Annotated in this window: 14 protein-coding genes; all 14 read left to right on the top strand. The window is 50.0% G+C overall.

Features of this window, described 5'->3' with window-relative positions:
* Nucleotides 1–48 precede the first annotated feature (48 nt).
* The 14 genes from RB604_RS00835 to RB604_RS00770 all read left to right on the top strand — a co-directional run bounded on the left by RB604_RS00835 (nt 49) and on the right by RB604_RS00770 (nt 25,889).
* Nucleotides 49–2,136, top strand: a complete 2,088-nt coding sequence (locus RB604_RS00835; RefSeq protein WP_004291456.1) for a type IA DNA topoisomerase — start codon at nt 49–51, stop codon at nt 2,134–2,136.
* 162 nt (nt 2,137–2,298) lie between these two features.
* Complete coding sequence (locus tag RB604_RS00830) at nt 2,299–2,751, top strand: DUF1896 domain-containing protein (RefSeq protein ID WP_004304266.1); 453 nt, start codon at nt 2,299–2,301, stop codon at nt 2,749–2,751.
* Entirely contained in the window at nt 2,741–8,557 is a 5,817-nt protein-coding gene (locus RB604_RS00825; protein WP_004291462.1) for a helicase-like domain-containing protein, read from the top strand. Before RB604_RS00830 ends, RB604_RS00825 begins: the two co-directional genes overlap by 11 nt.
* Before the next feature lie 657 nt (nt 8,558–9,214).
* Nucleotides 9,215–11,140 (top strand): tetracycline resistance ribosomal protection protein Tet(Q), encoded by a 1,926-nt coding sequence (gene tet(Q) / locus RB604_RS00820; RefSeq protein WP_004291466.1) that lies wholly within the window; start codon nt 9,215–9,217, stop codon nt 11,138–11,140.
* The gene (locus RB604_RS00815; protein ID WP_370527591.1) at nt 11,140–12,855 is read left to right on the top strand and encodes a sensor histidine kinase; all 1,716 of its coding nucleotides are present in this window, start codon (nt 11,140–11,142) and stop codon (nt 12,853–12,855) included. The genes tet(Q) and RB604_RS00815 overlap by 1 nt, the downstream gene beginning before the upstream one ends.
* Nucleotides 12,852–13,949 (top strand): efflux RND transporter periplasmic adaptor subunit, encoded by a 1,098-nt coding sequence (locus RB604_RS00810; RefSeq protein ID WP_117588714.1) that lies wholly within the window; start codon nt 12,852–12,854, stop codon nt 13,947–13,949. Before RB604_RS00815 ends, RB604_RS00810 begins: the two co-directional genes overlap by 4 nt.
* 18 nt (nt 13,950–13,967) lie before the next feature.
* The gene (locus RB604_RS00805; RefSeq protein WP_117588715.1) at nt 13,968–17,159 is read left to right on the top strand and encodes an efflux RND transporter permease subunit; all 3,192 of its coding nucleotides are present in this window, start codon (nt 13,968–13,970) and stop codon (nt 17,157–17,159) included.
* On the top strand, nt 17,156–18,523 hold the full coding sequence (locus tag RB604_RS00800; protein ID WP_117588716.1) for an efflux transporter outer membrane subunit: 1,368 nt from the start codon (nt 17,156–17,158) through the stop codon (nt 18,521–18,523). Before RB604_RS00805 ends, RB604_RS00800 begins: the two co-directional genes overlap by 4 nt.
* A 171-nt stretch (nt 18,524–18,694) precedes the next feature.
* Nucleotides 18,695–19,171 carry an HU family DNA-binding protein gene (locus RB604_RS00795; RefSeq protein ID WP_117588717.1) on the top strand — a complete coding sequence of 159 codons (477 nt, stop codon included), beginning with the start codon at nt 18,695–18,697 and terminating at the stop codon, nt 19,169–19,171.
* Between the two features lie 87 nt (nt 19,172–19,258).
* Entirely contained in the window at nt 19,259–21,598 is a 2,340-nt protein-coding gene (locus RB604_RS00790) for a hybrid sensor histidine kinase/response regulator (RefSeq protein ID WP_117588718.1), read from the top strand.
* Nucleotides 21,595–22,911 (top strand): sigma-54-dependent transcriptional regulator, encoded by a 1,317-nt coding sequence (locus tag RB604_RS00785; protein WP_117588719.1) that lies wholly within the window; start codon nt 21,595–21,597, stop codon nt 22,909–22,911. The genes RB604_RS00790 and RB604_RS00785 overlap by 4 nt, the downstream gene beginning before the upstream one ends.
* A 279-nt stretch (nt 22,912–23,190) precedes the next feature.
* The gene (locus RB604_RS00780; RefSeq protein ID WP_004291474.1) at nt 23,191–23,613 is read left to right on the top strand and encodes a dihydrofolate reductase family protein; all 423 of its coding nucleotides are present in this window, start codon (nt 23,191–23,193) and stop codon (nt 23,611–23,613) included.
* Nucleotides 23,614–23,851: 238 nt separating this feature from the next.
* Entirely contained in the window at nt 23,852–24,457 is a 606-nt protein-coding gene (locus tag RB604_RS00775) for an RteC domain-containing protein (RefSeq protein ID WP_004304269.1), read from the top strand.
* A gap of 301 nt (nt 24,458–24,758) precedes the next feature.
* Nucleotides 24,759–25,889: an ATP-binding protein gene (locus RB604_RS00770; RefSeq protein WP_004291480.1), complete on the top strand. Its 1,131-nt coding sequence runs from the start codon at nt 24,759–24,761 to the stop codon at nt 25,887–25,889.
* The last annotated feature ends 2 nt before the right edge of the window (nt 25,890–25,891 follow it).

The following is a 25,891-nucleotide window of genomic DNA, read 5'->3' as shown; positions in this document are numbered from 1 at the left end:
CACTGAATCCAAAATAAAATCCAAAGTATCAACAAAAAAGAAGAAGACATGAAGACAATCATTGCAGAAAAGCCCTCCGTGGCACGTGAAATCGCCCGCATCGTGGGCGCGACAAAGAGAGAGGAAGGATATTTCGAGGGAGGCGGTTATGCCGTGACATGGGCATTCGGACACCTCGTTCAGCTTGCCATGCCCGACGGCTACGGCGTGCGCGGATTTGTCCGTGACAACCTCCCGATTATTCCCGACACATTCACGCTCGTCCCCCGTCAGGTCAGGACGGAGAAAGGTTACAAGCCCGACAGCGGCGTGGTGTCGCAGATAAAAGTCATCAAAAGACTGTTCGACACAAGCGAACATATCATCGTGGCGACCGATGCCGGACGCGAGGGAGAGCTTATCTTCCGCTACCTCTACCACTATACGGGTTGCACCACTCCTTTCGTGCGCCTGTGGATCAGCTCTCTCACCGACAAAGCTATCCGCGAGGGACTGCGGAAACTCGAAGACGGCAGCAAATACGACAACCTCTACCTCGCCGCCAAAGCGCGGAGCGAATCCGACTGGCTCGTGGGCATCAACGGCACACAGGCGTTATCCATCGCCGCCGGACACGGCACGTATTCCGTGGGGCGGGTGCAGACACCAACGTTGGCTATGGTATGTGAACGCTACTGGGAGAACCGCCGCTTTACGTCCGAAGCATTCTGGCAGCTCCATATCGCAACGGACGGTTGCGACGGCGAAGTCGTGAAATTCTCATCCTCCGAGAAATGGAAAGAGAAAGAACCGGCGATGGAACTATATAATAAGGTAAAGGCGGCAGGTTGCGCCACTGTCACGAAAGCCGAGCGCAAGGAGAAGACGGAGGAAACTCCCTTGCTCTACGACCTGACCACGCTCCAGAAAGAAGCCAACGCCAAGCACGGCTTCACGGCGGAACAGACGCTTGAAATCGCGCAGAAACTCTACGAAAAGAAGTTGATAACCTATCCGAGAACGGGAAGCCGCTACATCCCCGAAGACGTGTTTGCCGAAATTCCCAAACTGCTCGCTTTCATCGGCACACAGCCCGAATGGAAAGACAAGGTGCGGGCAAAAGCCGCCCCGACACGCCGCAGCGTGGACGACGGCAAGGTGACAGACCACCATGCCCTGCTCGTCACGGGTGAGAAACCGCTCTTCCTCTCCAAAGAGGACAATACCATCTATCAGATGATTGCCGGGCGCATGGTCGAGGCATTCTCTGAGAAATGCGTCAAGGATGTGACCACTGTCACGGCGGAATGTGCCGGAGTGGAGTTTACCGTAAAAGGCAGCGTCGTGAAGCAAACCGGATGGCGTGCCGTCTATGGCGAGGAAAAAGAGGAAATTACCATCCCCGGCTGGCAGGAAGGCGACACGCTGACACCGAAAGGCTCGTCCATTACCGAAGGAAAGACCAAACCCAAGCCGCTGCATACCGAAGCCACCCTGCTCTCGGCAATGGAAACGGCGGGCAAGGAAATTGAGGACGACGCACTGCGGCAGGCGATGAAGGACTGTGGCATCGGTACTCCCGCCACACGCGCCTCCATCATCGAAACGCTTTTCAAGCGCGGTTACATGGAACGCTGCAAGAAGTCGCTTGTTCCCACCGAAAAAGGACTTGCCCTCAATTCCGTCGTCAAGACGATGCGCATCGCCGATGTTGCCATGACGGGCGAATGGGAAAAGGAGCTGGCGCGTATCGAGCGCGGGGAACTGTCCGACGACACCTTCCGCAAGGAGATAGAGGCGTACACACGTGAGATAACCTCCGAACTGATCTCGTGCGACAAGCTCTTCGGCAGCCGTGACTCCGGCTGCGCGTGTCCCAAGTGTGGCACGGGCAGGATGCGGTTCTACGGCAAGGTGGTACGCTGCGACAACACGGAGTGCGGACTGCCCGTGTTCCGGCTGAAAGCGGGACGCACCCTGTCCGACGATGAAATCAAAGACCTGCTCACCGAAGGGCATACCAAGCTGCTCAAAGGGTTCAAGAGCAAACAGGGCAAGAGTTTCGATGCTGTTGTCGCCTTTGACGGGGAATATAACACGACTTTTGTGTTCCCGGAGGCTAAAAAGGACAAGAAATTTTCAGGACGGAAGAAATAGTATTAACTTTGCCACTTGTTCAGAGTAATGAATTGTTCTTCGATACCGGATTACACTCATACTTTGGATTTAGTGGTGGCACTCGGAGGGATACCGAGTGCCTTTTTCTTCCTTTTTCCAACCGATTATCCCGTTAATTATCAATCCGCTAAATCCAAAGTAATGAACAACAAGAAGAAAAACGAGGGTCAGACCGACTTTTCCTATTACGGTCTGTACCTGCTGGACTATCTCCGCACGAACAAGTTTGAACAGGCTGACGACACCGCTTTCATACGGGAACGGGCCGACCGTGCCGCCGAAACGTATGAGAGGGCACGGCTTGAAGGCTATCCCGCCGATGGTGCGCAGGAACTGGCGATGGACACGCTGCTGCGCGGGCTGCATTATTCCCGTTACGCCATCCTCCGCGAAGTCGTGGAAAACGAGTTTGCCGATGAAGTGCCGGAAGAGAAGCGTGAAGCCTTTGTCCTGAAACTGCTGCCGCTTGTCGGCAACGTGTTCTCCGTCTATGACCTCTCGGATGACAATTTCGCCCTGTCTTCCGATTACGACCTGCTCTACACGGAGCTGACGGGAGCAACCGTCCTTTACTTAGACGAATATGGCGTTTAACCGCAAACAGAAACTGCGGGACAACATCGAGGCGATACGGACGGCATTCATCCTTGACAGGGAAAATAGGACAGCGACAACCGAAGAGCGTGCCATACTTCAAAGGTACTGCGGTTTCGGCGGTCTGAAATGTATCCTCAACCCTGCAAAGGAACTGACGGATGCCGTCCGGTGGGCGAAATCCGACCTCGAACTGTTCGCCCCGACGGTGGAGCTGCACAGGCTTATCCGTGAGAACAGCAAGGACGAAACAGAGTACAAGCGGTTTGTGGATTCGCTGAAAGCGTCCGTGCTGACCGCTTTCTACACCCCCAAAGAGATAACCGACACCATCGCGGACGTGCTGGCAGATTACAGCGTCCGCCCCGCCCGTATGCTCGAACCGTCGGCAGGTGTCGGCGTGTTCGTGGATTCCATGCTGCGGCACAGCCCCAATGCGGATGTGATGGCTTTCGAGAAGGATCTGCTCACGGGTACAATCTTGAGGCATCTCTATCCCGACCAGAAAATGCGCACCTGCGGTTTTGAGAAAATCGAAAGACCGTTCAACAATTATTTCGACTTGGCGGTGTCCAACATTCCGTTCGGTGACATTGCCGTGTTCGACGCGGAGTTTCAGCGGAGCGACTCTTTCGGCAGACGCTCCGCCCAGAAAACCATCCACAACTATTTCTTTCTCAAAGGACTGGATGCCGTGCGTGACGGCGGTATCGTGGCGTTCATCACCTCGCAAGGGGTATTGAATAGCACCAAGACCTCCGTGCGTAACGAGCTGTTCAGTCAGGCCAATCTGGTATCCGCGATACGCCTGCCCAACAACCTGTTCACGGACAACGCGGGCACGGAGGTGGGCAGTGACCTGATTGTCCTGCAAAAGAACCTCAGCAAGAAGGAAATGTCGCAGGACGAGCGGCTGATGACCGTGATACAGACGGACACGAAAACCGCCCTGACCGACAACGCCTATTTCATCCACCACCCGGAACGCATCGTGCATACGATGGCGAAACTTGACACAGACCCCTACGGGAAGCCCGCTATGGTTTATCTGCACGAGGGCAAGGCAGCAGGCATCGCCGGGGATTTGCGCCGTATGCTCGACGAGGATTTCCATTACAGGCTTGCCATGCGCTTGTATTCGGGTTCAATCCGGCAGGCAGGAACGGAAGAAAAAGTTGCCGTTCAAAATAAAGTAGAGCGTCCTGCCATAAAATTGGAAACAGTATCCTCGGCGCAGACGGTGGAAACTCCGACAGAAAAGCCGCAACCCGCAGATGAAAAGCCGGAGATAGAACCGCGCCCGCAATATTCCGCAGGCGTGCAGCTCACCCTGCTTGACCTCTGGGGGATGACGGAAGAGGTCAGCCAACCGAAAACCTCCAAAAAGAAAAAGACGGTGAAAAAGGCAGTTACGGCAAAGTCCACTCCGCCCAAACCGAAAGTCACGGTTACACCGACAGCTCCAACTGCAAAACCCGCAATGGAGAATAAGGAGGTGAAAGCGGAGAACACCGCCAAGCCTGCCGACCCGGACGACATCTATGCCACACTGGACTGGGATACCAATCCTCCCATCAACGGTTTCTATGAAATGATGATGGGTTTGACGCCGGAGCGTAGGAAAGAACTTCGGGAACTGGCAAGGCAGCATAACGAGAAACAAGTGGCGGAAAAGACGGAAGTGAAAGCCGTGCCGGAAACTTCCCGTGAGCAGCCACGACAGGAGGAAACACAGCCGGAGGCAGTCGCCGCACCTGCCGTTACAGATACCCCATCGGAAGCGGTGGGGACTTTCCTTTTCCCCGACATCGAAGCGGAAAAGCCGAAGGAGGAAGTCGTGGACCTTTCTCCGCGTGCCTACCACCGCACGCCGGAGATGCACCTGCGCGAAGGGTCGCTGGTGGCTGACCGGGGGCGTCATAACATCGGCTACCTGAAAGACATCACGCCATACGGGGCGACATTCCAGCCGCTCGACCTGAAAGGATACCAGAAGGAAAAGGCGTTGTTGTATGTGTCGCTGCGTGACGCCTACGAGCGTCTGTACCGTTATGAATCGCTCCGGCGCGAGGCAAATGTTCCGTGGCGAGAGCATCTGAATACCTGTTACGATGAGTTTGTCATGCGCTACGGCAACCTCAACGCCAAGCAGAACGTGAAGTTAGTGATGATGGATGCGGGCGGGCGCGACATCCTTTCGCTGGAACGGATGGAAAACGGAAAGTTCGTCAAGGCGGACATCTTCGAGCATCCTGTTTCCTTCGCGGTGGAGAGCCATGCCAACGTAGGCTCTCCCGAAGAAGCCCTGTCTGCGTCGCTCAACAAATATGGTACGGTCAATCTCGACTATATGCGGGAGATAACCGACAGCACGGCGGAGGATTTGCTCACTGCCCTGCAAGGGCGCATCTACTACAATCCGCTCGTGACCGGTTACGAAATCAAAGACCGTTTCATCGCCGGAAATGTCATAGAGAAAGCGGAACGCATAGAGGCATGGATGGGTGACAATCCCGAAAATGAGCGTATGCCGGAGGTGAAGCAGGCGTTGGAGGCTCTGAAAGATGCCGAGCCGCAGCGCATCGCCTTCGAGGATCTGGACTTCAATTTCGGGGAACGCTGGATTCCGACGGGTGTCTATGCCGCCTACATGAGCCGGCTGTTCGACACGGAGGTGAAAATCGCCTATTCCGCAAGCATGGACGAGTTTTCGGTGGTGTGCGGCTACCGCACCATGAAAATCACGGACGAGTTTCTGGTGAAGGGGTATTACCGGAACTATGACGGTATGCACCTCCTAAAACACGCCCTGCACAACACCTGCCCTGACATGATGAAGTCCATCGGCAAGGACGAGCATGGCAACGACATCAAGATGCGCGACAGCGAGGGAATACAACTCGCCAACGCCAAGATTGACGAGATACGAAACGGCTTCTCCGAATGGCTCGAAGAGCAGTCGCCGCAGTTCAAGGAGCGGCTTGTGACGATGTATAACCGCAAGTTCAACTGTTTCGTGCGCCCGCGCTACGACGGCTCCCATCAGACCTTTCCCGACCTCAACCTGAAAGGGCTGGCAAGCCGGGGTATCAAGAGCGTCTATCCCTCACAGATGGATTGCGTCTGGATGTTGAAACAGAACGGCGGCGGAATTTGCGACCACGAGGTGGGAACCGGTAAGACGCTGATAATGTGCATCGCCGCGCATGAGATGAAGCGTCTGAATTTGGCACACAAGCCGATGATTATCGGGCTGAAAGCCAACGTTGCGGAGATTGCAGCCACCTATCAGGCGGCATATCCCAACGCACGTATTCTGTACGCTTCGGAGAAGGACTTTTCGACCGCCAACCGTGTGCGCTTCTTCAATAATATAAAGAACAACGACTACGATTGCGTCATCATGTCGCACGACCAGTTCGGCAAGATACCGCAGTCGCCGGAATTGCAGCAGCGCATCCTGCAAGCAGAGCTTGACACGGTGGAGGAAAACCTCGAAGTGCTACGGCAGCAGGGAAAGAACGTGTCGCGGGCGATGCTGAAAGGATTGGAGAAGCGCAAGCACAACCTTGAAGCGAAGCTGGAGAAGGTGGAACACGCCATAAAGTCACGCACGGACGACGTGGTGGATTTCAAGCAGATGGGCATCGACCACATCTTCATAGATGAGAGCCACCAGTTCAAGAATCTGACTTTCAACACGCGCCACGACCGTGTGGCGGGATTGGGAAACAGCGAGGGAAGCCAGAAGGCACTTAACATGCTCTTTGCCATACGCACCATACAGGAGCGCACAGGAAAAGACTTGGGTGCGACCTTCCTCTCCGGCACGACTATCAGCAACTCACTGACTGAATTGTACCTGCTGTTCAAGTACCTGCGCCCGAAGGAGCTGGAACGGCAGGACATAAGGTGTTTCGACGCTTGGGCGGCGATATTTGCCAAGAAGACGACGGATTTTGAATTTAACGTGACGAACAATGTGGTCCAGAAGGAGCGTTTCCGCTACTTCATCAAAGTGCCGGAGCTTGCCGCCTTCTATAATGAAATCACGGACTACCGCACGGCGGAGGATGTGGGCGTTGACCGTCCTGCCAAGAACGAGATACTGCACCATATACCGCCCACGCCGGAACAGGAGGACTTCATACAGAAACTGATGCAGTTCGCCAAGACGGGCGATGCCACCTTGTTGGGCAGGCTGCCGCTTTCGGAAACGGAAGAAAAGGCGAAGATGCTCATCGCCACGGACTATGCCCGGAAAATGGCACTCGACATGCGCATGATAGACCCGAATTACGAAGATCATCCCGACAACAAAGCGAGTCACTGTGCCAAGATGATCGCGGAGTATTATCAAAAATACGACGCCCAGAAAGGCACGCAGTTCGTTTTCTCTGATTTGGGGACATACCAGCCGGGCGACGGGTGGAACGTCTATTCGGAAATCAAGCGCAAACTGACGGAGGACTACGGTATACCGCCAAGCGAGGTGCGCTTCATTCAGGAGTGCAAGACCGACAAGGCGCGGAAGGCGGTGATAGACGCCATGAACGCCGGGACGGTGCGTGTGCTGTTCGGCTCTACCTCTATGCTCGGAACGGGTGTGAACGCCCAGAAACGGTGTGTGGCTATCCATCATCTCGATACGCCGTGGCGACCGTCCGACTTGCAACAGCGTGACGGACGCGGAGTTAGGGCAGGTAATGAGATTGCCAAACATTTCGCCGGGAACAACGTGGATGTAATCATCTACGCGGTGGAGAAGTCACTGGACAGCTACAAGTTCAACCTCCTGCACTGCAAGCAGACTTTCATAAGCCAGCTCAAAAGCGGTGCGATGGGTGCGCGTACCATCGACGAGGGGGCAATGGACGAAAAATCGGGCATGAATTTCTCGGAATACATGGCGTTGCTCTCCGGCAATACCGACCTGTTGGACAAGGCGAAACTGGAAAAGCGGATCGCATCGCTCGAAGGGGAACGCAAGTCGTTCAACAAGGGCAAGCGTGATTCGGAGTTCAAGCTGGAGTCAAAGACCGGCGAGTTGCGCAACAACACGGCTTTCATAGATGCCATGACGGAGGACTGGAACCGCTTCCTGTCGGTGGTGCAGACCGACAAGGAGGGCAACCGCCTTAATATAATAAAGGTGGACGGAGTGGATTCCGCCGATGAGAAGGTCATCGGAAAGCGTTTGCAGGAGATAGCCAAGAATGCCACGACCGGAGGGTTGTACACGCAGGTCGGTGAACTTTACGGTTTTCCGATAAAGGTGGTGAGCGAAAGGATACTCAAAGAGGGATTGGAGTTCACCGACAACCGCTTCGTGGTCGAGGGGAACTACAAGTACACCTACAACAACGGGCATCTGGCGATGGCTGACCCGTTGGCCGCCGCCCGCAACTTCCTCAACGCGATGGAGAGGATACCCTCCATCATCGACCAGTACAAGGCGAAGAACGAGGTGCTGGAGATGGAGATACCGCAGTTACAGGAGATAGCGGGTAAGGTGTGGAAGAAGGAGGACGAGCTGAAGCAGTTGAAGTCCGAACTTGCCGCCCTTGACCGAAAAATTCAGCTGGAGCTTGCGCCACCCACGCCCGAAGTCGCAGAAAAGGAGAATGAAGGGCAACAGCTCAAGCCGGAAGCGGAAGATGTGAGGAACAGGCAGGCGCAATATCCCGAAAATGCACCGCCGCAGATACGCAGTCCGGCGGATAGTATCGTTGCCAACCATGTCATAATCGGGCGTCCGGGACTGTATGCCAAGGAGGAAACCCGGTCCAAAGGATTGAAAATATAACCTAAGGAATTTTATCTGAAGTATTAATAAGGGCTATCCCAAAAGGTCTAAAAGTAAATTTTATCCTTTCTGCAAGTATCTATAGGATGGCAACTGCATTTTTTTCTTTTTGGGCAGCCCTTATTAAAATTTATTCTTATTTTAGGTTATATACATTCATGTCCATTTATGTAAAAAATTCCTGCTGACCTTGTTTATGTCTTGTCAGTCACCATTTGCAAAACCATATTTGACCCTCAAAGAGGCTGAATTTGATAAGTAACTTGCTACATACTCATAATAAGGAGCTAAATAGAACACGAATGGGAAATACACAAATGCTAAACTAAAGAAGATATTGGCCAAAATAAACGCTATACCGAGAGAGAAACTTGATTTTTCAACTTCCTAAAACGGTGTTGTTCAAACATTTCTACTTATTTGTACTTGCCAGTTGAACCTACGCTTCCCTAATAAAATGTCTATGGTAAAAAGTTAAAAAATCCTCCCACTTTTGTTAGATATATTTTTTTGTGTAATTTTGTAATCGTTATGCGGCAGTAATAATATACATATTAATACGAGTTAGTAATCCTGTAGTTCTCATATGCTACGAGGAGGTATTAAAAGGTGCGTTTCGACAATGCATCTACTGTAGTATATTATTGCTTAATCCAAATGAATATTATAAATTTAGGAATTCTTGCTCACATTGATGCAGGAAAAACTTCCGTAACCGAGAATCTGCTGTTTGCCAGTGGAGCAACGGAAAAGTGCGGCCGTGTGGATAATGGTGACACCATAACGGACTCTATGGATATAGAGAAACGTAGAGGAATTACTGTCCGGGCTTCTACGACATCTATTATCTGGAATGGAGTGAAATGCAATATCATTGACACTCCGGGACACATGGATTTTATTGCGGAAGTGGAGCGGACATTCAAAATGCTTGATGGAGCAGTCCTCATCTTATCCGCAAAGGAAGGCATACAAGCGCAGACAAAGTTGCTGTTCAGTACTTTACAAAAGCTGCAAATCCCGACAATTATATTTATCAATAAGATTGACCGTGCCGGTGTGAATTTGGAGCGTTTGTATATGGATATAAAAACAAATCTGTCGCAAGATGTCCTGTTTATGCAAACTGTTGTCGATGGATCGGTTTATCCGGTTTGCTCCCAAACATATATAAAGGAAGAATACAAAGAATTTGTATGCAACCATGACGACGATATATTAGAACGATATTTGGCGGATAGCGAAATTTCACCGGCTGATTATTGGAATACGATAATCGCTCTTGTGGCAAAAGCCAAAGTCTATCCGGTGCTACATGGATCAGCAATGTTCAATATCGGTATCAATGAGTTGTTGGACGCCATTTCTTCTTTTATACTTCCTCCGGCATCAGTCTCAAACAGACTTTCAGCTTATCTCTATAAGATAGAGCATGACCCCAAAGGGCATAAAAGAAGTTTTCTTAAAATAATTGACGGAAGTCTGAGACTTCGAGACGTTGTAAGAATCAACGATTCGGAAAAATTCATCAAGATTAAAAATCTAAAGACTATTTATCAGGGCAGAGAGATAAATGTTGATGAAGTGGGTGCCAATGATATCGCGATTGTAGAAGATATAGAAGATTTTCGAATCGGAGATTATTTAGGTGCTAAACCTTGTTTGATTCAAGGATTATCTCATCAGCATCCCGCTCTCAAATCCTCCGTCCGGCCAAATAAGCCCGAAGAGAGAAGCAAGGTGATATCCGCTCTGAATACATTGTGGATTGAAGACCCGTCTTTGTCCTTTTCCATAAACTCATATAGTGATGAATTGGAAATCTCGTTATATGGTTTGACCCAAAAGGAAATCATACAGACATTGCTGGAAGAACGATTTTCCGTAAAGGTCCATTTTGATGAGATCAAGACTATCTACAAAGAACGACCTATAAAAAAGGTCAATAAGATTATTCAGATCGAAGTACCACCCAACCCTTACTGGGCCACAATAGGGCTGACTCTTGAACCCTTACCGTTAGGGGCAGGGTTGCAAATCGAAAGTGACATCTCCTATGGTTATCTGAACCATTCTTTTCAAAATGCCGTTTTTGAAGGGATTCGTATGTCTTGCCAATCTGGTTTACATGGATGGGAAGTGACAGATCTGAAAGTAACTTTTACTCAAGCCGAGTATTATAGCCCGGTAAGTACACCTGCTGATTTCAGACAGCTGACCCCTTATGTCTTCAGGCTGGCTTTGCAACAGTCAGGTGTGGACATTCTCGAACCGATGCTCTGTTTTGAGTTGCAGATACCCCAAGTAGCGAGTTCCAAAGCTATTACAGATTTGCAAAAACTGATGTCTGAGATTGAAGACATCAGTTGTAATAATGAGTGGTGTCATATTAAAGGGAAAGTTCCATTAAATACAAGTAAAGACTATGCCTCAGAAGTAAGTTCGTACACTAAGGGCTTAGGCATTTTTATGGTTAAGCCATGTGGGTATCAAATAACAAAAGACGGTTATTCTGATAATATCCGCATGAACGAAAAAGATAAACTTTTATTCATGTTCCAAAAATCAATGTCATTAAAATAATGGAGCGGTCAGGAAATTTCTATAAGGCAATACGGTTGGGATATATACTTATCTCCATTCTTATCGGATGTATGGCATATAATAGCCTCTATGAATGGCAGGAGATAGAAGCATTAGAACTTGGCAATAAAAAAATAGACGAGCTCCGAAAAGAAATAAACAATATCAATATTCAAATGATAAAATTTTCTCTATTGGGTGAAACAATACTGGAATGGAACGATAAAGATATCGAGCATTACCATGCACGGCGTATGGCAATGGACAGTATGCTCTGCCGTTTCAAGGCCACCTATCCAGCAGAGCGCATCGATAGTGTGCGCAGTCTTTTAGAGGATAAGGAACGACAGATGTTCCAGATAGTCCGGTTAATGGATGAACAACAATCTATTAACAAGAAGATAGCCAATCAAATTCCGGTTATTGTACAGAAAAGTGTGCAGGAACAGTCCAAAAAGCCAAAACGAAAAGGTTTCTTAGGCATATTCGGCAAAAAAAAGGAAGTAACTCCAGCAGTATCAACCACTATCCTTCATTCGGTCAATAGAAACGTAATCAGCGAACAGAAAGTGCAGGATCGCCAATTGTCGGAACAAGCCGACAGCCTTGCAGCTCGTAATGCAGAACTTAACAGACAACTGCAAGAATTGATTTGCCAAATAGAAGAAAAGGTACAAACCGAACTGCAAAGCCGGGAAAACGAAATAGTTGCCATGCGTGAAAAGTCATTTATGCAAGTAGGCGGTTTAATGGGATTCGTTCTTCTATTGTTGTTAATTTCCTACATCATCATACATCGTGATGCAAAAAGCATTAAACAATACAAGCACAAGACAACTGATTTGATAAGGCAACTGGAACAATCCGTACAACGGAACGAGGCACTGATAACGTCAAGGAAGAAGGCGGTACATACTATCACCCATGAACTGCGCACACCGCTGACAGCAATAACAGGCTATGCCGGACTGATACGGAAAGAACAGTGTGAGGATAAGTCCGGGCAGTATATCCAAAACATACTGCAATCCTCCGACCGTATGCGGGATATGCTTAACACTTTGCTTGACTTCTTCCGCCTGGACAACGGCAAGGAACAGCCCCGTCTGTCACCCTGCCGGATTTCAGCAATCACGCACACACTTGAAACGGAGTTCATGCCTGTTGCCGTGAACAAAGGGCTGTCCTTGTCCGTGAAGACTGGACACGATGCCATTGTATTGACCGACAAAGAGCGAATAATACAAATCGGGAATAACCTGCTGTCAAACGCTGTCAAGTTCACAGAAGAAGGCGGTGTTTCTTTGATTACTGAATATGATAATGGAGTTCTGACACTGGTCGTTGAAGATACAGGTACAGGCATGACAGAAGAGGAACAGAAACAAGCGTTCGGTGCGTTTGAACGTCTATCAAATGCCGCCGCTAATATCGCACAAGAGGGACTTCCCTATTTCTCTGTCGCATTTCTGTTCTTCGCTCTCAATTTGGTATGTGTGGGGTACTATCAAAGCCTTGGATGTTTCAAGACCGCCATCTTGCTCATGCTATTGCGAGGTCTTGTTTTCGTAGTTCCGGCTTTTCTTGTGTTACCGCGTGTCATCGGCGTTCCGGGACTTTGGCTGTCAGTTCCCCTATCGGAAATAATGACACAAATCCTTATTTTAGTTTATTATCTGCTAAACAGAAACAACAAAAACATATCGAACTTATGAAAAAGTATTTCTTGAGTACGTTGATACTCTGTTCAACATCATTTACTGCCTGTCACCAAACGGAACCGGAGCAGGAAGAAGTCAATTATTCGGTCATGACCGTAGGAAAAGGAGAAGTGACGCTGACCGAATCTTATTCCGCATCCGTACAGGGAAGGCAGGACATTGAAATCTATCCGCAGGTGTCCGGGACGATACAACAGGTATGCGTGAAAGAAGGGCAAGAGGTACGTCGGGGTGAACGGTTGTTTATTATAGACCAAGTTCCTTACCAAGCAGCCCTGCGGACAGCTATTGCCAATGTCCATTCTGCCGAAGCACAGGTACAGACCGCCCGGCTGACCTACGAAAGCAAGCAGGCACTTCATCGTGAAAAGGTCATTTCGGAATATGACCTCTCCACAGCCCGCAATGCGCTTCTCGTGGCCGAAGCCGCGTTGGAACAAGCCAAAGCGCAGGAGGTGAATGCCCACAACGACCTTTCTTATACAGAAGTAAAGAGTCCCGCAAACGGAGTAATAGGCACCATCCCTTACCGCGTGGGCACATTGGTCAGTTCCGGTTCGGCACAACCGCTTACTTCCGTATCGGATAATTCGGAGATGTATGTCTATTTCTCCATGTCGGGGCAGCGATTGCAGTCATTGATACGCTGTTACGGCTCCATCAACCGAACCTTGGAAGAGATGCCTGCCGTCCGTCTGCAACTGGGTGATGGAACTATCTATGAAAAGGAAGGGCGTATTGAGAGCATCAGCGGCGTACTTGACCGACAGACCGGAAGTGGCTCCTTGCGTGCCGTATTCCCCAACGCCGAACGGGTGCTGCTGAGCGGAAGCACGGGAAATATACTTATCCCGCAGACCTTGCAGGATGCTATTCCCATTCCGCAAGAAGCCACCTACGAATTGCAGGACAAGCTGTTTGTCTATCGGGTAGTGAATGGCAAGGCGGTGGCTACCCGTATTGAAGTCAATCCGGTGCATGACGGCATCCGCTATACCGTCACTTCCGGATTGGATGTTGGCGATGTGATTGTGACTACAGGCGTAGGCTTGCTCAATAACGGCGATGCCGTAACCTTAAAACCGTAATAAGAGGAGGAAGAAGTTATGAATTTACGATTCTTTATAGACCGCCCGGTCTTTTCCATCGTTATTTCCGTAATTATTGTTTTGTTGGGCATCATATCCCTGACGGGGCTGCCTGTGGAGCAATATCCAGACATTGCGCCGCCCACGGTGCAAGTAACGACTTCTTATCCCGGTGCCAATGCCGAAACGGTGCAGAAGTCGGTCATTGTCCCGTTGGAGGAAGCCATCAACGGTGTGGAGAACATGAGCTACATCCATTCGGAAGCCTCCAATACGGGAGATGTTACAGTGAATGTCTATTTCCGTCAGGGAACTGATGCCGACATGGCGGCAGTCAATGTGCAAAACCGCGTATCGAAGGCACAGGGATTGCTTCCTGCCGAAGTAACCAAAATCGGGGTGCAGACGCAGAAACAACAGAAGTCGCTATTGAAGGTGGTCGCCCTCTACAGCCCGGACGATTCATACGATATGCAGTTTATCAACAACTACATGAAGATAAATGTGGAGCCGCGCGTCAAGCGTATTGCCGGTGTGGGTGAGTTCAATGTATTGGCATCCAACTATTCCATGCGCATTTGGCTGAAACCGGACGTGATGGCGCAGTACAAACTGATACCGTCAGACGTGACCAATGCCCTCGAAAAGCAGAATTTGGAATCGGCTACGGGTGCTTTCGGCGAGAACCACGAGAATGCCTACGAATATACCATCAAATATAGGGGACGCTTCTCCACGCCCGAAGAGTTTGGTGATATTGTTATCCGTTCGCTTTCCAACGGAGAAATCTTGCGTCTGAAAGATATTGCCCGCATCGAGTTGGGTGATGAAGCCTATACCTATCGTGCCATGACGGACGGTCATGCGGGATGTATCACCGAGGCTTACCAGAGTGCCGGTTCCAATGCTACGGAGGTGGTACAGGAGATTGATGCGCTGATAGATGAAATATCCGAAGACTTGCCTGAAGGATTGAAGTTTGCCAGCTTGTTGAGCGTGAACGACTTTCTCTTTGCCTCCATCGAGAATGTGCTTTGGACGCTGATAGAGGCTATCATTCTCGTTGTACTGGTGGTTTATGTGTTTTTGCAGGACATCCGTTCGACACTGATTCCCACCATATCCATTATCGTCTCTTTGGTCGGCACGTTCGCTTTCATGGCGGTGGCGGGCTTTTCCATCAACTTGCTGACGCTGTTCGCACTGGTGCTTGCCATCGGTACGGTGGTGGACAATGCCATTGTGGTAGTCGAGGCAGTACAGGCGAAGTTCGATGCCGGTTACTACTCATCGTATATGGCGACGAACGAAGCCATGTCGGGCATTACGGCTGCCATCGTCACCTCTACGCTGGTGTTCATGGCGGTATTCATCCCGGTTTCCATGATGGGCGGCACGTCCGGCGTATTCTATACGCAGTTCGGCATCACGATGGCGGTGGCGGTCGGACTGTCGGCAGTCAATGCCTTGACACTTTCACCGACTCTGTGTGCCTTACTGCTTGAACCTTATATAGATGCGGACGGCAAAGAGAAAAGCGGTTTTTCGGCACGCTTCCGCAAGGCGTTCAATGCGGCTTTCGAGGTCTTGGTGAAGCGGTACGTTCGGGGTGTCATCTACTTCTGCCGCCATCGGGTGGTGACATGGGGACTGCTGGTGGCTACGGTGGCGCTGGTGGTGGTGCTGATGCGCACTACCAAGACCGGACTTGTGCCCGATGAAGATACGGGTACGGTCATGGTGAGCGTCAATACCAAGCCGGGCACTTCGCTCTTCCGCACCACCCAAGTATTGGCGCAGTTGGAAAAGGAAATCCAACAAATGCCGCAGGTGAAGCATTATGCCACCGTCAGCGGATATTCGCTCAGCGGTTCGGGAGCCAGTGCGGGACTGATTATCATCTCCCTGCGCGACTGGTCGGAACGTGACGGCAAGGAAGATGATGTAAACTCTATCATCGGACGCATCAACACCCTTTCACAGAAAATACCGGATGCGCAGTTATTTGCCGCCGCCCCGCCCATGATTAACGGCTACGGCATGGTGAACGGTTTTGAACTGCACGTGCAGGACAAGACGGGCAAACCTGTCAGTGAGTTGGACGATGCCACCAAGGGATTCATTGCCTCCCTGAGCCAATGCCCGGAAATCGGGACTGCCTATACCGCTTTTTCAGCAGACTATCCGCAATATACGCTGGACATTGATGCCGCCCGTTGCGAACGTTCGGGGCTTTCTCCGGCAGAGGTGCTTTCCACGGTGTCCGGTTACTATGGCGGGCAGTATGTCTCCAATTTTAACCGTTTCTCCAAGCTCTACCGTGTCATGATACAGGCGGAGCCGGACACACGGGTCACACCGGAATCGCTGAACCACCTCTATGTGCGTACCGGCAACGGTGAAATGGCTCCCATCAGCCAGTTTGCCCGGCTTACCAAGACCTACGGGCCACAGTCGCTCAACCGCTTCAACCTCTATGGCTCCATTGCGGTCAACGGTTCGGCTGCCGACGGCTATTCTTCCGGCGACGCCATCCGTGCCATCGGCGAAGCGGCGTCCACGGCATTGCCCAAAGGCTATACCTACGAGTTTGGCGGCATCACCCGCGAGGAAAGTCAGTCGAGCAGCAACACGGTGATTATCTTCGCCATTTGCTTTGTGCTGGTCTATCTCATCCTGAGCGCACTTTATGAAAGTTTCCTCATCCCGTTTGCCGTGGTGCTCGCCCTTCCTTTCGGCTTGCTGGGCAGTTTCCTGTTTGCCAAGCTGATGGGATTGGAGAATAACATCTATATGCAGACCGGTTTGATTATGCTCATCGGATTGCTGGCAAAGACCGCCATCCTGATAACGGAATATGCCGTCAAACGCCGACAGGCGGGCATGTCGCTGATACAAGCTGCCGTTGGAGCCGCCAAGGTGCGATTGCGCCCCATCCTAATGACAGCCCTTACAATGGTGTTCGGACTGCTACCGCTGATGGTATCAACGGGAGTAGGAGCCAACGGTAACCGCACGTTGGGTTCCGGTGCGGTGGGTGGTATGCTGGTCGGTACACTTGCCTTGCTATTTGTGGTTCCGGCACTGTTCATTGCTTTCCAGTGGTTGCAAGAGAAGGTACGTCCCATGCAGGCTGTTTCCTCCGGCGAATGGTCGATACAAGGTGAAATGGAAGATTTGAAGAAACATAAAAAGGAAAAGGAATCATGAGAAATATATTACTGACAACAGTTACCGCACTGCTGCTTGCCTCGTGCGGAGTCTATAAACCTTACTCCCGTCCGGAGGAAGTGAAAACCGATGGGCTGTATGGCACCGACATACAAGCGGAAGACACAGCCTCCATCGCCTCCTTGCATTGGAGCGAACTGTTCACCGACACACGCTTGCAATCCCTCATCCGGCGAGGACTGGAGAATAACAACGACCTTAACGTCGCACGTCTGAAAGTGGTGGAGGCAGAAGCCACGCTGATGTCTTCGCGCCTTGCCTACCTGCCCTCAGTGTCGCTTGCCCCGCAAGGTACGTTGAGTAGCTTCGATGGTAGCAAGACGACCAAGACCTACACCCTTGCTGCTTCCGCCGAGTGGGAGCTGGACTTGTTCGGCAAGCTGACCAATGCCAAACGTGGTGCCCGTGCCGCCTTAGAGCAGAGCCGCGCTTACCGGCAGGCAGTGCAGACACAACTCATCGCCACAATTGCCAACAGTTATTACAACTTGCTGATGTTGGATGTACAACTCGACATCAACCGCTGCACCGCCGAGAGTTGGAGCGAGTCGTTGCGCACGTTGGAACTGCAAAAGCAGTTCGGCAACACCACCGAAGCTGCCGTGCAGCAGGCACGTGCCAACCTGCTTACCGTGGAAACGAATGTGCTTACTCTGGAACAGCAAGTCAAGAAACAGGAAAATGCCATCTCCTTGCTCTTAGGCGATGTGCCTTCCCATATCGAACGCGGTACGTTGACAGAACAGCAATTTCCCGATACACTCTCCGTAGGTGTACCCCTGCAGTTGCTTGCCCGCCGTCCCGACATCCGTCAGGCAGAAGCATCGCTGGCACAGGCGTTCTATGCCACCGGTGCCGCCCGCTCCGCCTTTTATCCCAGCATTACGCTGGGCGGGTCTGCAGGTTGGACAAACAGTACCGGTGCCGCCATTATCAATCCCGGACGCTGGCTACTGAGTGCAGTCGGCTCATTGACACACCCCCTCTTCAACCGTGGGCGTAACATCGCCAACCTGCGCATCGCCAAGGCACAGCAACAGGAAGCGTTACTCTCTTTCCAGCAAAGTCTGCTGAAAGCGGGTAGCGAGGTGAACGATGCTCTTGCACAATGGCAGACAGCCGACCGCCGTTTGCAACTTGATGGCAAGCAGATAGCCGCTCTGCGCCGCACCGTGGAAAGTACCCGCCAGCTGATGGAACACAGCAGTAGCACCACCTATTTGGAAGTGCTTACCGCTCAGCAATCCCTGCTCTCCGCTGAACTGACGGAAGCAAACGATCATTTCGACAAAATACAGGGGATGATAAATCTGTATCATGCGTTGGGAGGTGGAAGCTGGTGAAAGACAAAGTGGCACTTCGAGGCGCACAAGGTGCCACTTTGTGGTGGTCGAAGTGGCACTTCGGAAAATCAAGAGTGGAGGTTAGTTCAGGCAACAGCAAAACGGATGCTTGCAAAGGCATCCGAGTGAGACAATAAACATTATTCATCAACCAATTAAAAACGTAAGACTATGCCTTTTGGGGAAAAAGCGTTTCAGAAGCAACAGGGCGTTTACTATCCCCAAGCCGTAGTGCAGGGCAAGCCCGTGGAAACGGAGACCATAGCAAAGGATTTGACGAAAATCTTCACAGTAAGTAACAGTGACGTGCAAGCCGTGTTGGGCGACATCGCAGGCGTGATGCACACGCGCATGGCGCAGGGCAAGAGCGTCCACATCAAGGGGCTGGGCTATTTCCGCTACACGCTCGACACGAAGGGCGTGAAGGATTTGGCGGACTTCGACAAGCAGGTGCAGGCGGTGCGCGTGCAGTTCACACCCGAACGGGAGCGGCTGTCGAACAAGACCTACACCCGTGCCCTTGTGGACAGCGATGATTTGGAATGGATTGAACTTTCTGCCGATGCGAAGGACGATGACCCGGCGCAGGGTGGCGGAAGCACAGACGGTTCCGGTAATGGCGAAGATGGTGACAATCCTTTGGGATAATGTCATTGCTGACAAAGATTGCTATAATGTATGCAGCCTGTGGTTTTAGATGGACTACGGGCTGCATGATTAAAAAGGAATAATCAAATGAGAAGTACCATAGGAACAAAATTTCTCCGCACGCTGATTGCCGCAGGTTATTTATTGATGTGCCTGCTGGCAGTCGGCATCATGTACCTGTGGTTTTATGAATGGAAAGAGATTGAAGCATTGGAAACGGAGAACCGACGTATAAATGCTTTTCGTCAGGAAGTGCATCTTGTTTATGGGGAAATGACGGGGCTTTCCCTTTTGGGCGAAAGTGTGTTGGAGTGGGAAGACGAGGATTTGGAGCATTACCATATCCGGCGCATGGCGGTGGATAGTCTGCTGTGCCGTTTCAAAACCGTTTATCCGGCAGAGCGGATAGACAGTGTGCGTCATTTGTTAGAAAGCAAGGAAAATTTGCTTTGTAGCATTGTGGAAGTATTGAATAAACAGGAAAATTTGAATCGGGAAATTGCTAAGCGTGTACCCTTCATTGCGGCAAAAAGCACACAGGAACAGCCTAAGAAAACGAAGCGCAAAGGTTTCTTAGGCTTGTTCGGCAAGAAAGAAAAGTCGAAACCGACCGCCACAACCTCCATGCTCCATGCACTGAACCGCAAGGAGATTACACAACAACAGGCGCAAAGCCGCCGCTTGTCGGAACATGCCGACAGCCTCGCCATGCGCAACAGCGAATTGAATCGACAACTGCAATCGCTTATCGGGCAGATGGACAGGAAAGTAGAACGTGACCTGCAAAAGCGTGAGGCAGAGATAACCGCCATGCGTGAACGCTCGTTCTTTCAAATCGGAGGGCTGACAGGATTTCTTTTTCTTCTTTTGGTTGTGTCATACATCATCATCCACAGGGACATACGCCGCATAAAGCGGTATAAGGCAAAGACCGTTAATCTGATAAGGCAACTCCATGAATCGGATATGAGAAACAGGGAACTGATTTCCTCACGCAAGAGAGCCATGCACACCATTACTCATGAACTGCGTACACCGCTGACCGCCATACACGGCTATGCGGAACTGATAGCCAACGGAGAAAATGCAACGCAGACGGAACGCTATTCGGGCAATATCCGGCAGGCATCGCAACGAATGATTGCCATGTTGAACACGCTGCTTGACTTCTTTCGGTTGGATAGTGGAAAGGAGAGTGCGAATACTTCCCCGTTCCGTTTGCAGGGCATGGCAGACGCTTTATCGGCGGAATTTGCTCCATTGGCAGAGACAAAGGACTTGTGTTTGACGGTGGAATGCAATACCGATGTTATCCTCATGGGCGACAAGGAGCGCATTATGCAGGTTTCCGCAAACCTGTTATCCAATGCCATCAAGTTCACGCAAGCCGGAAGCGTATCGCTCCGCATGGACTACAACGGCAATAACCTTTCCATTGTGGTGGAAGATACAGGCAGCGGTATGAGCGAAGAAGAACAGCAACGGGTGTTCGGAGCATTTGAACGGCTCTCCAACGCCGCCACGCAGGACGGTTTCGGATTAGGATTATCCATCGTGAAACGCATCGTGGATATGTTAGGCGGTACTGTCCGATTGGAAAGCAAGAAAGGTCGGGGCAGTCGTTTCACGATAGAAATACCCATGCAAACCGCTGATATTGCTGTCATCGAAAAGAAAGAAGTGCAAGAACAATATCCTTATTCTGAACGTGCCTATTCGGTCATTATGTTGGATGACAACGACATTCTTCTTTCGATGGCAATGGATATGTATGCCCATTACGGTATCCGTTGTGATGTGTGCACTAATACAAGCGACCTCATGGAAGCCATGCGGACAAAGGACTACGACCTGCTGATTACAGACTTGAAGATGCCGGAAATAAATGGCTTTGAGGTATTGGAACTGCTGCGCTCGTCCCACGTCGGCAACTCGAAGACCATCCCTGTGATTGTCGCCACTGCTTCGGGAAGCTGCACCGAAGAAGAACTGCTGGCTCATGGCTTTTCCGCCTGCCTGTTCAAGCCGTTCGGCCTGTCGGAACTGCTGGCGGTGTCGGGCAAATGCCTTTCAGTATCTTCTGTCAAAAATAACAAAGAGAAACAACCTGACCTTTCTTCTTTATTGGCGTATGGTGACAAGGTGACTATGCTTGACAAACTGAAAACCGAAACGGAAAAGGACATGCAAGCCATTAGCGATGCCGGAGAGCGGTGTGACCGCAAAGAATTGGATATGCAGGTACACCGTTTACGCAGTTCGTGGGCAGTAATCCGTGCGGACAAACCACTATGGGAACTGCACAGACTTCTGCATTCAGACACGGAATGTTCCGATAACGAGATTCAACACACCGTGAATGCAGTATTGGCAATGGGTGACAAGATTGTGGAACAGGCTAAAAAACGAAAGGAAGACGGATTATGAAGGTAATTGTAGTAGAGGACAATCCCGTTTATAACGATTATGTCTGCAACTTCTTGAAGAAAGGCGGCTTCGACACCATGCAGGCGTATCGGCTTTCTACCGCCAAGAAATTGCTGGCAAAGGCAGAGGAAGATAATACTGTGCTTGCCGACTTGCGTCTACCTGATGGTGAGGGTGTCGACCTGTTGCGTTGGATGCGCAAGGAAGGGAAGCCGCAGCCGTTCATCATCATGACCGATTACGCCGAGGTGCATACGGCAGTGGAAAGTATGAAACTCGGCTCCGCCGACTATATTCCCAAGCAATTGGTAGAGGACAGGCTTGTTCCTCTCATCCGCTCCATACACAAAGCACAGGAACAGAAAAGGAACAAACAAGTCCCGATATTTGTCCGGCAAGGTACGGCATATCAAGGAATCAAGCGGCGTGTCCGGTTGGTTGCACCCACCCGTATGAGTGTATTGATATTAGGTGAGAACGGTACGGGCAAAGAACATATTGCCCAACACATCCACGCACAGAGCAAACGTGCGGATAAGCCTTTCGTGGCGGTGGACTGTGGTTCGTTGTCCCCGACATTGGCACTGTCCGCATTCTTCGGACACATCAAAGGTGCATTCACAGGAGCAGATTCTACCCATGTTGGGTATTTTCAAGAAGCCAATGGCGGTACATTGTTTCTTGATGAAGTGGCCAACCTGCCGATGGAAATGCAGCGGATGTTGCTCCGTGCCATACAGGAGAGGCGGTATCGCCCGGTCGGAGACAAGGCAGACCGGAATTTCAATGTCCGCATCATCGCTGCTACCAATGAAGATTTGGAGGTATCGGTGAATGAAAAGCGTTTTCGGCAGGATCTTCTGTACCGCCTGCACGACTTCGGGATAACCGTTCCTCCGTTGCGTGACTGTCAAGAAGACATTATGCCGCTGGCAGAGTTCTTCCGTGATATGGCAAACAGAGAGCTGGAGTGTAGCGTGAGCGGGTTCAGTTCCGAAGCACGTAAAGCGTTGCTGACACACGCATGGCCGGGCAACGTGCGGGAACTTCGGCAGAAAGTTATGGGTGCTGTATTGCAGGCGCAGGAAGGTGTTGTCATGAAAGAGCATCTGGAACTTGCCGTGACGAAACCGACCTCTACTGTCAGCTTCGCCTTGCGCAATGACGCGGAGGATAAGGAGCGGATATTGCGTGCGTTGAAACAGGCAAACGGCAACCGGAGTGTCGCCGCAGAACTGCTCGGCATAGGCAGGACAACACTATACAGCAAACTTGAAGAGTATGGACTTAAATATAAATTCAAGCAATCATAGCCCGTAATTCACTGAATTTGGCTATCTTTGCATAACATTTGAGAAAAACGGCGATTGGCAGGAGCTTTTCGCCGCCAACATATAGGATAAGACCGCAAGGCGTTTCAAGCGAAAATCTGGTAAATTGGAACTACGGAGACGATTGCGTGATGCTTATGCTATGCTTACGCATAGCGTGCATTCACGTACTCTCCGTAAAGGCTTTACCAGAGCCATCGCTTGAAGGTAGTGTGAATTGCACGCTACTTTTTTACCCTTGCCTAACGAAAGGAAACGATTATGGGTAAAGTTCAGATTCTCGCCGTACTGACGATGGACGGATGTCTTTCTTCAGAGTTATATGATAAAGCACATCAGGATTTGTGCCTTGACCGTTGCGGTCTTGATGAAATCAGGAAGAAAGCCTTTTACCGTGTGACACCGGACTATTCCATTTCAATGCTGCACGAATGGAGAAAAGACTGCACAAACATCCGTTACCTCGCGGAAGCCACACCGGACACGGCAGACTATATAAACGGACTGCTGCGGATGCACGCTGTGGATGAAATCATACTATACACCGTTCCTTTCATATCCGGAAGCGGACGACATTTTTTTAAGTCGGCTCTGCCAGAGCAACACTGGACGCTTTCCTCTTTGAAAAGCTATCCCAACGGTGTATGTCGCATTATCTATATCCTTGATAAAAAAGCAAGATAGCCAAAATGTGCGGCAAGCATACATTTCTATTTTCAGGAATAGAATAAATGTTCCGATTACAAACAATTTAAGTCGGAGATAATTTGTCCTTGTGAAAAAATACTGAATTTTATACCTCTGAAATCCAGCACTTTGTAAAATTGAGTGTTGGATTTTTTATTTTCTGCCGCGTTTTTTGCCAATTATATTCATGTGCGCACGCAGAAAACAAAGTGTAATTTTCAAAATTGACAGAACCATGAATTATTTCTTGCTGGCGGAAACCGACTTTTTCCGCCTGATAAACGAAGCCGGCGACTGCAATATGGAAACGGCATACACGGCTTTCGCCACCCAAGTGATCGAACTGTGCAACGGCGGCATGGACATGAACCTTACCGTCATCGCGCTTGCCTACATCGAAATCGAGTTGCAGCACCATCCCGTACGTAATCTGTCAGAAGAAAAAAGAGAGATTGCCGCCTACGTCAGCAAGGCTCTGTCTTTCGTAAGAAAGATGCAGAAATTCCTTGCCACGCCCCAAGTGCCACCACTAATATCCGCCAACAACGCAACAGAAACCACCGCCAGCCTTCTTCAATGGACGGGCAATGCCATCGACCTCGTGGAACTTATCTACGGCATAGACGTGATGGGCTGCATCAACAACGGCAATATGCCGCTCAAACAGCTCGCCCCACTTCTCTATAAGATATTCGGGGTTGATTCTAAAGACTGCTACCGCTTCTACACTGATATCAAACGCCGGAAGAACGAAAGCCGCACCTATTTCATTGACAGGATGCAGGAAAAACTGAACGAGAGAATGTTGCGTGATGAGGAGTTGGAGCGGATGAGAAAATAAAAAAATATCCATTACATATGAGAAGACAGGAATACTCGTATCCTGTCTTTTTATTTTCATTTAATTATATATTAATTAGCACAATATATGTGAGTTTTTCATTCCTATAAGGACAAATTTCAGAAACGTATGTCTGGTAAATTATTGAGTCATCATAGTATGAACATATATCATTACTAAAAACAATGAAACAACTTCCATAAGATTGTGGTTGTAAAAATCGCCATTTAATAGCCCGTTTTTTTTGTAAAATTCGCCAATTAAAAAAATATGATTATCTTTGCATTATATTTTATAAGGTATGGAAACAGTAAATAGAATACTTCAAGAGAAGATTACAGCACGAATCGCGCCCAATAAAGCAGTACTGATTTTTGGTGCTCGCCGTGTTGGTAAAACGGTAATGATGCGTAAAATTGTGGACAACTATTCAGGTAGGACGATGATGCTCAACGGCGAAGACTACGACACATTAGCACTATTGGAGAATCGCTCAATAGCCAATTATCGGCATTTATTGGATGGTATTGATTTGCTGGCTATTGATGAGGCACAGAACATACCACAAATCGGTAGTATTCTGAAGTTGATAGTTGATGAAATACCGGGAATAAGTGTCTTGGCAAGTGGTTCTTCGTCATTCGATTTGCTGAATAAGACTGGTGAACCGTTGGTCGGCCGCAGTACGCAATTTCTCCTTACACCATTCTCGCAACGGGAAATCGCACAGACGGAAACGGCACTTGAAACCCGCCAGAACCTCGAAGCGCGCTTGATTTACGGTTCCTATCCCGAAGTAGTAATGATGGAGAACTATGAACGTAAAACAGACTACCTACGTGATATTGTCGGTGCATACCTGCTTAAAGATATCTTAGCAATTGACGGCTTAAAAAATTCGAGCAAGATGCGCGATCTACTGCGATTGATAGCTTTTCAGTTGGGCAGCGAAGTTTCTTACGAAGAGTTAGGTAAACAACTCGGCATGAGCAAGACGACCGTTGAAAAATACCTCGACCTATTGGAAAAGGTCTTCGTTATCTATCGTCTGGGGGCTTATTCGCGTAACCTACGCAAGGAGGTTACAAAAGCTGGCAAGTGGTACTTCTACGACAACGGCATTCGCAATGCCATTATCGGGGCTTTCTCACCGCTGGCCATTCGGCAGGATGTCGGTGCGCTGTGGGAGAACTACATCATCGGAGAGCGGCGCAAAGCGAACTTCAATGAGGGACTGCACAGGGAGTTCTATTTCTGGCGCACCTACGACAAACAGGAAATCGACCTGATTGAGGAGAGTGCCGACAGTCTTACCGCCTTGGAGTTCAAGTGGGGAAATAAAATGCCGGCCGCACCGAAAGCCTTCCAAGAAGCCTATCCCTATGCCGAGTTTCATGTGGTAAATCGGGAGAATTATTTGGAGTTCGTATAATC

Source organism: Bacteroides salyersiae (assembly GCF_031172035.1).
GTDB classification, from domain to species: domain Bacteria; phylum Bacteroidota; class Bacteroidia; order Bacteroidales; family Bacteroidaceae; genus Bacteroides; species Bacteroides salyersiae.
The sequence above is the reverse complement of the archived record's forward strand: the minus strand, read 5'-3'. Positions and strand labels throughout refer to the sequence as shown.